The 7,970-nt window shown below is 36.4% G+C and carries 8 protein-coding genes; 6 read left to right on the forward strand and 2 right to left on the reverse strand.

Annotated features, from left to right (window positions below):
* Nucleotides 1-106: 106 nt before the first annotated feature.
* Both V7137_RS18700 and V7137_RS18705 read right to left on the reverse strand, forming a co-directional pair.
* Nucleotides 107-856, reverse strand: a complete 750-nt coding sequence (locus V7137_RS18700; RefSeq protein WP_335699472.1) for a response regulator transcription factor — start codon at nucleotides 854-856, stop codon at nucleotides 107-109.
* Complete coding sequence (locus V7137_RS18705) at nucleotides 834-2,609, reverse strand: sensor histidine kinase (RefSeq protein ID WP_335699473.1); 1,776 nt, start codon at nucleotides 2,607-2,609, stop codon at nucleotides 834-836. The genes V7137_RS18700 and V7137_RS18705 overlap by 23 nt, the downstream gene beginning before the upstream one ends.
* 242 nt (nucleotides 2,610-2,851) lie before the next feature.
* Here V7137_RS18705 and V7137_RS18710 point away from each other — a divergent pair, with 242 nt between their 5' ends.
* From V7137_RS18710 to V7137_RS18735, 6 genes are all read left to right on the forward strand, one after another.
* The gene (locus V7137_RS18710; RefSeq protein WP_335699474.1) at nucleotides 2,852-4,213 is read left to right on the forward strand and encodes an ABC transporter substrate-binding protein; all 1,362 of its coding nucleotides are present in this window, start codon (nucleotides 2,852-2,854) and stop codon (nucleotides 4,211-4,213) included.
* 71 nt (nucleotides 4,214-4,284) lie between these two features.
* Nucleotides 4,285-5,235 carry a carbohydrate ABC transporter permease gene (locus V7137_RS18715; protein ID WP_335699475.1) on the forward strand — a complete coding sequence of 317 codons (951 nt, stop codon included), beginning with the start codon at nucleotides 4,285-4,287 and terminating at the stop codon, nucleotides 5,233-5,235.
* Nucleotides 5,235-6,071, forward strand: coding sequence for a carbohydrate ABC transporter permease (locus V7137_RS18720; protein ID WP_335699476.1), 837 nt, complete (start codon nucleotides 5,235-5,237; stop codon nucleotides 6,069-6,071). The genes V7137_RS18715 and V7137_RS18720 overlap by 1 nt, the downstream gene beginning before the upstream one ends.
* A gap of 61 nt (nucleotides 6,072-6,132) precedes the next feature.
* Nucleotides 6,133-6,489 carry a cupin domain-containing protein gene (locus V7137_RS18725; RefSeq protein WP_335699477.1) on the forward strand — a complete coding sequence of 119 codons (357 nt, stop codon included), beginning with the start codon at nucleotides 6,133-6,135 and terminating at the stop codon, nucleotides 6,487-6,489.
* 39 nt (nucleotides 6,490-6,528) lie between these two features.
* On the forward strand, nucleotides 6,529-7,614 hold the full coding sequence (locus V7137_RS18730; RefSeq protein WP_335699478.1) for a Gfo/Idh/MocA family protein: 1,086 nt from the start codon (nucleotides 6,529-6,531) through the stop codon (nucleotides 7,612-7,614).
* A gap of 20 nt (nucleotides 7,615-7,634) precedes the next feature.
* A partial coding sequence (locus V7137_RS18735; RefSeq protein WP_335699479.1) for a hypothetical protein occupies nucleotides 7,635-7,970 on the forward strand: 336 nt, incomplete at its 3' end.

The raw sequence follows: 7,970 nt of genomic DNA on the forward strand, positions 1-7,970 counted from the left end.
TTCTTACTCTACTTATTCATTTAACATCTGTCTTAATGGGACTAGTGCCTGTCCGCAAGGAATCTAAAGCTATAGTAATTGTACAGGCACAGTTTTGCTGAATAGATTATAAATTAAAAAATTGTTTTCTGTATTCTTTCGGGGTTAATCCATAAATTTTTTGAAACATTTTCGTGAAGTATTTGGGGTCAGTATACCCAACTTGCTGACTAATTTCGTAGTATTTAAGGCAAGGATTTTTAAGCAATTGACAAGCTTTTTCTAATCTAATTCGAGTTAGGTATTGAAGGAATGATTCGCTGGTCGTTGATTTAAAAATTTGCCCAAAGTAATGTTCTGTAAGGTGAGCACGTTTAGATACATCCTTTAACGTGATTGGATTCATATAATTAGCATTTATGTAGGATTTTGCACTTAGCACTAATCTTTCATGATAAGTAGCCGATTTAACGTCGTCTACTGAAGAAGAATCTTCGAGTGTGGTCTCCAATTCCTTTTGAATTTTATCTATAACTCCAAAAAGCTCCTTTGTATCGATTGGTTTTAAGATGTATCCTTTTGCATTATATTTTAGAGCATTATGTGCATAGGAGAATTCTTCATACCCGCTCATAATAATGACATCAATTCTTGGTGAATGTTCATAAATATGTTTGGTTAATTCAATACCGTCCATATGCGGCATTCGAATATCTGTAAGGATTATGTCTAGTTTTTCGTTTTCCATCCAATACAATGCTTCATTACCATTCTCGGCAGTCCCAATAACATCTATATTTCGCTCATTCCATTCGTCCATTGACATTAGACTGTTGGAAATTAACCAATCATCATCAACGATTAACATTTTTTTCATTGTCATCACACACCTCTTTAGGAATTTTTATGGTGACAGTAGTACCCTTGTTCATTTTGCTTTCGATACTGATGCCAAAATTATCTCCATAATGTGACAGAATCCTGGTTTGAACATTGTATAATCCTATTTTCTTTTTATATTTTGATAAGTCCTCATATTTATTTTTCAATTGGTCGCGAATTTGTTCAAGCTGCTCAGGAATCATTCCTCTTCCATTATCTTTAATGGTAAAGTGGATGCATTCATCTACTAGTTTTCCTTCAATGGTTAGCTTCCCAGTGGTCCGTAAAGGGTCGATCCCATGAATAATAGCATTTTCTACAATTGGTTGGAGGATCCACTTTACTGTTAGACAATCTTTAATCCGATCATCCAGCAAAATGGAATAGTCAAGAGGATCTCTCATTCTAACTTTTTGAATTTCTAAATAACTTTCTATGTACATAATTTCCTGATTTATAGGGATTTTTTCCTCAAATGAACTAATGCTTAATCGTAATAATTTGCCTAATAAAACAATTAAGTGGCTTATTTCATACTCCTTTTTCATCCTTGCTAATGAGTTAATAGATTCAAGTGTATTGTAAAGAAAGTGAGGATTAATTTGGAGCTGAAGGGCAGTGATTTCCGCAGCTTTTTTTAATTTCTCCTCTTTGGCCACAGATTTGATTAACTTATTTATCTGCACAAGCATTTCATTAAATCCTCGTCCGAGTTCGCCAATTTCATCCTTGGAATGAACATTGAATTGTAGATCGAGATTTCCACCTTTTACATTTTTCATAACTTCCTGCAAGTCCTTAATTGGCCTGGATATTCTTTGTGAGATAACCAATGCTGCTAATAAACAAACTAATACACTAATAATCGTGATCATCCAAGCAATTAGCTTTACCTCATTAACAGGCTTATAAAAATCATCCTCTACAAAATATTCTGCTACGTACCACTTAGTCTTCGGATTATATTGTTTAAAAAACAGGTAGTTTATATCATCTTTTGTATGAATGGTAGACCCAGTTTTTTGATTTTTAACGGAATCAAACGAAAGATTCGAAGAACGTTCTGGCGATATGACAAAACTTTGTTTGTTAAAAATAAATGTCCCGGATGCGTTAGGGGAATCAAGTTCATTATTTAATATGTTTCTAAGTAATTCTGGTTTAAAATCGATCACAATATAGCCGTAGCTCCGTAGTTTTCTATCCCAAACCTTTTGAACATAGGAATAGACCTTTTGATCTTTATCCTGGTTTGAATACTCTCTGGTATGGAGATTGGTAATGATCGGGTCCAGGTTATTTTTCTCAATTTCCTGTAACCAAGAAAGTTTATTAAAATTATCCTTTGTAAAATTCATATTGAGAGAATAACCGTAATTGTACACAAATCCATTATTACTAATAATGGTAATACCAACTGTTTCTGGCCTTATCGTCTGAATACTTTCCATTAGTAAATCAAGTTTTAGATAAAGCTGGGGGTGTAATGTGGGATCTTGGTTTCCTAGAAATTGTGAAAAAACCGTACTGGTCTTCATACCAGATTGCATTCTTTCAAGATCAAACAAAAAAGTATTAAGCGCTTTCATTTTTTGACTTAAGATGTAATTGGCGTGGTACTCTAATTTTTCAAAAAGATTTTGTGAATATTTATGATAGGTAATCCAACCGACCCATGATAACGGAAGTACTGAAATAAGCACAAATGAAAGAAGGAGTTTAAAAAAAATGGAGGTTACAAATCTCATCTATTATATATTCCTCTCGTTTTACTAGTTTACTTCTTGAGGTTATTGCAATCCACGAAATGACCCCTTTTTCCTACGCTTTGTCCTGTTGTTATATTATTTATAAAATTTATAATTATCAGTAAGCTACTAAATAATAATCTAAGAATAGCGAAGGGAGGAATAAAAGTAAATTACTTTTTTAATAGAACTAGTATTGTCCTGAAAAAATCATTGAGGAAATGAACGGGGAGGATCTTAAGGTGAAAAATTATCGTCGTTATTTTGCATTCGCGCTTACATTAGTGATGTTAACAATGATTGTCGGGTGTCAGTCACCAACAGCTAGTTCCAACGAAAAGGCATCAAGTAAAAATGAAGGTAGCAAAGATGCAAGTGCAAAAGTAGAGAAAGATAAAACACTTAATCTATATATTCCTAATTATTATAACGATGTAGAAAAACAGCAATGGACAAAGGTAGTCAATAAATTTAAAGAACTTAATCCTGGTGTAGATGTAAATGTTGCAACTGGGGATGTTCAGGTAGAATCAGGAAAACTACCAACACTATTGCAATCAGGTGTTGAGCCCCCAGATGCCATTCTAATGAATGCGGGTCCTGGAAGAGTCTCTGTACTATCCGATGTAAATTTAATTCAACCATTAAATAAATTATACGAAAAAAACAATTGGAAAGATCAATTACGACCATTTGCCTATGACCTTATCTCTGGCGAGAAAAACATCTTTGAAGTACCCCATATGATTGATGCGATAGGATTCTTTTATAACAAAGATGTTTTTGAACAAAATGGAATCAATGTTCCGACGACAAAGGATGAATTCTTGAAAGCGCTTCAAAAACTAAAGGATGCAGGAGTCTCACCAATAACAGTAGGTGCACGTAATGGATATGCGATCGGATGGCTATTTGGTGTCATGTTAGAGTCTGTTGCAGGTACTGAAAAGGTTGAAGATCTTCTATATGGAAATGGAAAGTGGAATGATCCAGAGATTGTCGAAGTAGCCGAAATGATGGCAGATTGGGTGAAAAAGGGATACATTACCAAAGAGTCAGTAACCCAAACGCAGCCAGATTCAAAGTTTAGATTTTTAAGTAAAAAGGCTGCAATGGAAGCTGAGGGAACCTATTTAATTACCGATCTTGCGGACCAAAAATTACAATCCAGCGTAAATACGTTTATGATGCCTTCCTTTATTGAAGGGGAGACAGCTAAACCCGTGGGAGGTATTGGGTTGACATGGGTCATTCCAACAAAAGCCAAAGATGTCGATTTAGCAGAGAAATGGTTTAGTTTTATCATTTCAAAAGATTATAGCGATATTGTATTAAAATCACCAGATTACAATTTTGTTCCTGCTTCAAAAGCTTCGGTTGGTATGGTGCCTGCAGGTGAGGTATTAAAATCTTCGATGAAAGATATTGCAGATGGATCAGGTTACAATCCAAGTGTATTTATTGGTGTAGAAACGAAGGAAGCATACTATCAAAACTTACAGGGGTTAGTAGGTGGATTAAGTACCCCTAAGGAAGCGATGAATAATATTGAAGCGGCCGCTGAGAAAGACCGTGCTGCAGGGTTTAAATTAAGCAAGAAATAAAAAAAAGAGGCTTAAATTATTTGGAAAAAATAAATGGTTTAAGCCTCTCAATGTAAAGGAGGGGTAACGCATTGAACATATCTGATCCTACATCCTCTTTAGAGATTGATCAAAAGAAGAGTCTTTTATTAGTAAAGGGAAAATACAAAGTAAAGCTTAAAAAGATGATGACGATTCTTTCCTTTCTGTTACCAGCGCTACTTTTATATTCAATCTTTATGCTCCATCCGATGATAGACGCAGTTCGTTTTAGCTTTTTTGATTGGGACGGTGCAGCCCCTTCCATGAATTTTGTTGGGTTTGAAAATTATATCAAACTTACCGATGACAAGATTTTCTTAAAAGCACTAGGACATAATTTGTTATGGGTCGGCTTAAGTTTAATCTTAATGGTCATCCCTACCTTAATATTGGCCGTATTAATTAGTCGTGTAAAAAAAGGCAAATCTTTCTTTCGAGCGGGCTTCTACCTGCCAAGTGTTCTTTCCTTAGCAGTTGTTGGTGTGTTATGGTCCAAAATTTATGATCCGATGATGGGACCCATTAATGTATTTCTAAAATCAATTGGATTAGAGAATCTAGCAAAAAATTGGTTAGGAGAACCTTTATTTGTTATCCCCGCTTTAGTTATAGCCAGTACGTGGGCCTTTTATGGTCTCTATATGATTTTATTTTTAGCTGGGCTGCAAAATATTAATTATGAACTCTATGAGGCAGCCGAGCTCGATGGAGCAGGTCCAATCAGAAAATTTTGGAGTATAACCATCCCTAGTTTACGTAATACAGTGAACGTGGTTATCAGCATGGTAATTATTAATGCGCTGAAGGGATTTGCCTTGATTTGGATTATGACCCAGGGTGGTCCATTTTATATGAGTGAGCTTGTTTCAACCTATGTCTATAAAGCTGCTTTTAGTATGAATAAGGTAAGCTATGCCACTGCTGGAAGTGTAGTCCTAGGAATAATCGTCATCATATTTACGATTACCTTTAATTATTACCGTGAAAGGAGTGAAAATTAGTGGAAGCTCTCATCAAAAGGTGGAAATCTTCGCAATTTACACTATGGGCGATCTTACTACTATTACTTCTCCTTATAACAGCTCCGATTTTCTATGCGGTACTTGCGAGTTTCAAGACTAATATGGAAATTTTTAACTCGCCTTTTTCGCTGCCAAAGTCGTGGAATTTTGACAATTATCTAAATGCATGGAACCTAGGAAACTTCAAGCAGTACTTCTTAAATAGTGCTTTTATCACGATTGGTGGCATGGTTATTGTTGCCCTAGTGGCCTGTCCTGCAGGATATGCGTTTGCCCATTTGTCTTTTAAAGGAAATAATCTGCTATTCTACTTGGTACTATTAGGCATGGCCTTACCAGTTCAGGCGATCATTATCCCTATTTTCTTTCAATTAAAAACAATGGGATTAGTTAATACTCTTACGGGTGTTACCTTAGTGTCATCAGGTTTGGCGCTGCCATTTTCGATATTCCTGATGAGAAATACATTTAGAGATATTCCAAAAGAACTGCGGGAATCAGCCGCAATAGATGGTGCCGGGGAATGGAGAACGTTTTGGTCTGTCATTCTGCCACTCGCTAAACCAGGTGTAGTAGCCTTGCTAATCTTCACATTTATGAACATATGGAATGACTTTTTACTCCCGTTAGTTTTGTTGATCTCCCAAGAGAAATTTACCATTTCACTCGGTTTGTATTCTTTCCAGGGGGAGCAAACAACCAATTTTGGATTAATCTTTGGCGGAACCGTTATTAGTATGATTCCAAGTATTATCATTTATATCATGTTTCAACGGTCATTCGTAGAAGGGATGACTGGAGGAGCTAATAAGTAGGTTCTTTGTTGGAATATATGAAAATAGCTTTTCAAAAAAACAAACGAATGGAGCGATTTGAATGGCAACAATTACAGACTTGAATACAGAGAAGCATCTATTACCAATGGATTGGGGGGGAATTCAGTGGCTTTGTGGGCAAGAAATTGATCCCGAGTGCGAAATGACATTCGGCATGGTTTACATCAAGGCGGGAGAATCCAATACCCGTCATGTCCATCCAAATTGCGAAGAAGTGATCTTTGTCCTGTCGGGTGAGTGCGATCACACACTGGGAGACGAATCTTACCATCTGAAGCCGGGAATGATGTTGCGAATCCCGCGGAATATCCCACATAATGCAACGGTTACGAGCTGGGAACCTTGTCGAATGATTATTGCTTATTCGGCACCAGATCGAATAACAATTGGCGAGTAATAAGGGATTGACAAATAGCTTAAGAAAAGGGGAGAAATGATGGAACCGATCCAATTTAATTATGAGTATGCCAGAAAAATTAGGGTGGGCTTTATTGGCTGTGGTGCGCATGCTTTTAGAAATGTTTATCCTACGTTTGATTATGCTCCGATTGAGTTAGTAGCAGTTTGTGATTTGAACCAAGAACGCGCGGATATTTATAAAAAAAGATTTGGTGCTGAAAAAGCATATACAGACTATAAGGAAATGCTAAAAAAAGAAGACCTGGATGCTGTATTTGTGGTCTTAAATTTTGATAGGAACGGCCATCCTTTATACCCGAAGATCGTCCCAGATATTCTTAAGGCAGGCTTACCAGCCTGGATCGAAAAGCCTGTCGCCTACACAGTAAGAGAAGCGGAAGAATTATTAGAATTGGAAGAAAAGACAGGTCAATTTGTTCTAGTTTCTAATAAACGTTACTTTTATCCATCGTTTGAAAAGGCAAAAAAAATTCTAGAAGGTAATTCTTTTGGTGAACCAGTATCCGTGTCAGGAAGGTACCCACTCACACTATCGCCATTTCAGGAAGAACACGGGGAACGTACAGGCTTACATTGGTTTTTAGATATTTGTCATCCCATGTCTGGGATCCATTACCTAATGGGTGAGGTAAAAGAGATGTGCTTTATTGAACACCAGCCAAGTGGAAATGTGCAAACGCTGCTTAGTTTTAAGTCAGGTGCTGTTGGTAGTTTAGAGTTACCCTCCACACAGGCTGATACGAGTCCTTTTGAAAGATATGAGGTAATTGGAAATAAACAAAATATCGTTATCGATAACGGCATGAGATTATCTTATTATAAGGGGTCGAAGGGAAGTGGGGAGTATGGAAAAGCCCCATCCTATATCGGTGATGACCCTACTGATGGACCGGTGCATTGGGAGCCAGAATTTTCTTTAGGGCAACTCTATAATAAAAATCTTTTTCTTCAAGGAATGGTTCAAAGTGTCAATCACTTTTCAAATGCCGTGTTAAATGGCAGAAAAATTGAACGGGCTACATTAAAAGACTCCGTGCATTTAACGAAAATTTTTGAGGCTTACAAAAATAATCGTTCTGGTAACTGGATCACAATTGAATAAACCTTAGGAGGAATAAAAAAATGAAACTGAGTATTTTTACAGATATGCTAGGCTGTGAATCATTCGAAGAGGCGCTTCAGCATACACATGAACTTGGATTTGAAAACATTGATTTAAGAGGAAAATTAAACGGTTCGACGATTGATACTATTTCTTTGGAACAGGCTAAGTATCTAAGTTTACTAGTTCAAGAAAATAATTTAAAAGTTAGTAGTTTAAGTTCTTGGGCGGTAAATCCGTGTACATTTACGGGGCAGCCCGCCTACAGAAATGCCGATGAAAATCATCATATAAAAATGAGCACCGTCTTGGACCGTTTATTTGATTTAGCAGATATTTTTTCAACTTCATATATT

It is taken from the genome of Neobacillus drentensis (genome assembly GCF_036962765.1).
GTDB classification, from domain to species: Bacteria; Bacillota; Bacilli; order Bacillales; family Cytobacillaceae; genus Neobacillus; species Neobacillus drentensis_C.

Coding starts and splice junctions, on each gene's coding strand:
- V7137_RS18700 (WP_335699472.1), bottom strand. CDS start 856: ATGAAAAAAATGTTAATCGTTGATGATGATTGGTTAATTTCCAACAGT.
- V7137_RS18705 (WP_335699473.1), bottom strand. CDS start 2,609: ATGAGATTTGTAACCTCCATTTTTTTTAAACTCCTTCTTTCATTTGTG.
- V7137_RS18725 (WP_335699477.1), top strand. CDS start 6,133: ATGGCAACAATTACAGACTTGAATACAGAGAAGCATCTATTACCAATG.
- V7137_RS18730 (WP_335699478.1), top strand. CDS start 6,529: ATGGAACCGATCCAATTTAATTATGAGTATGCCAGAAAAATTAGGGTG.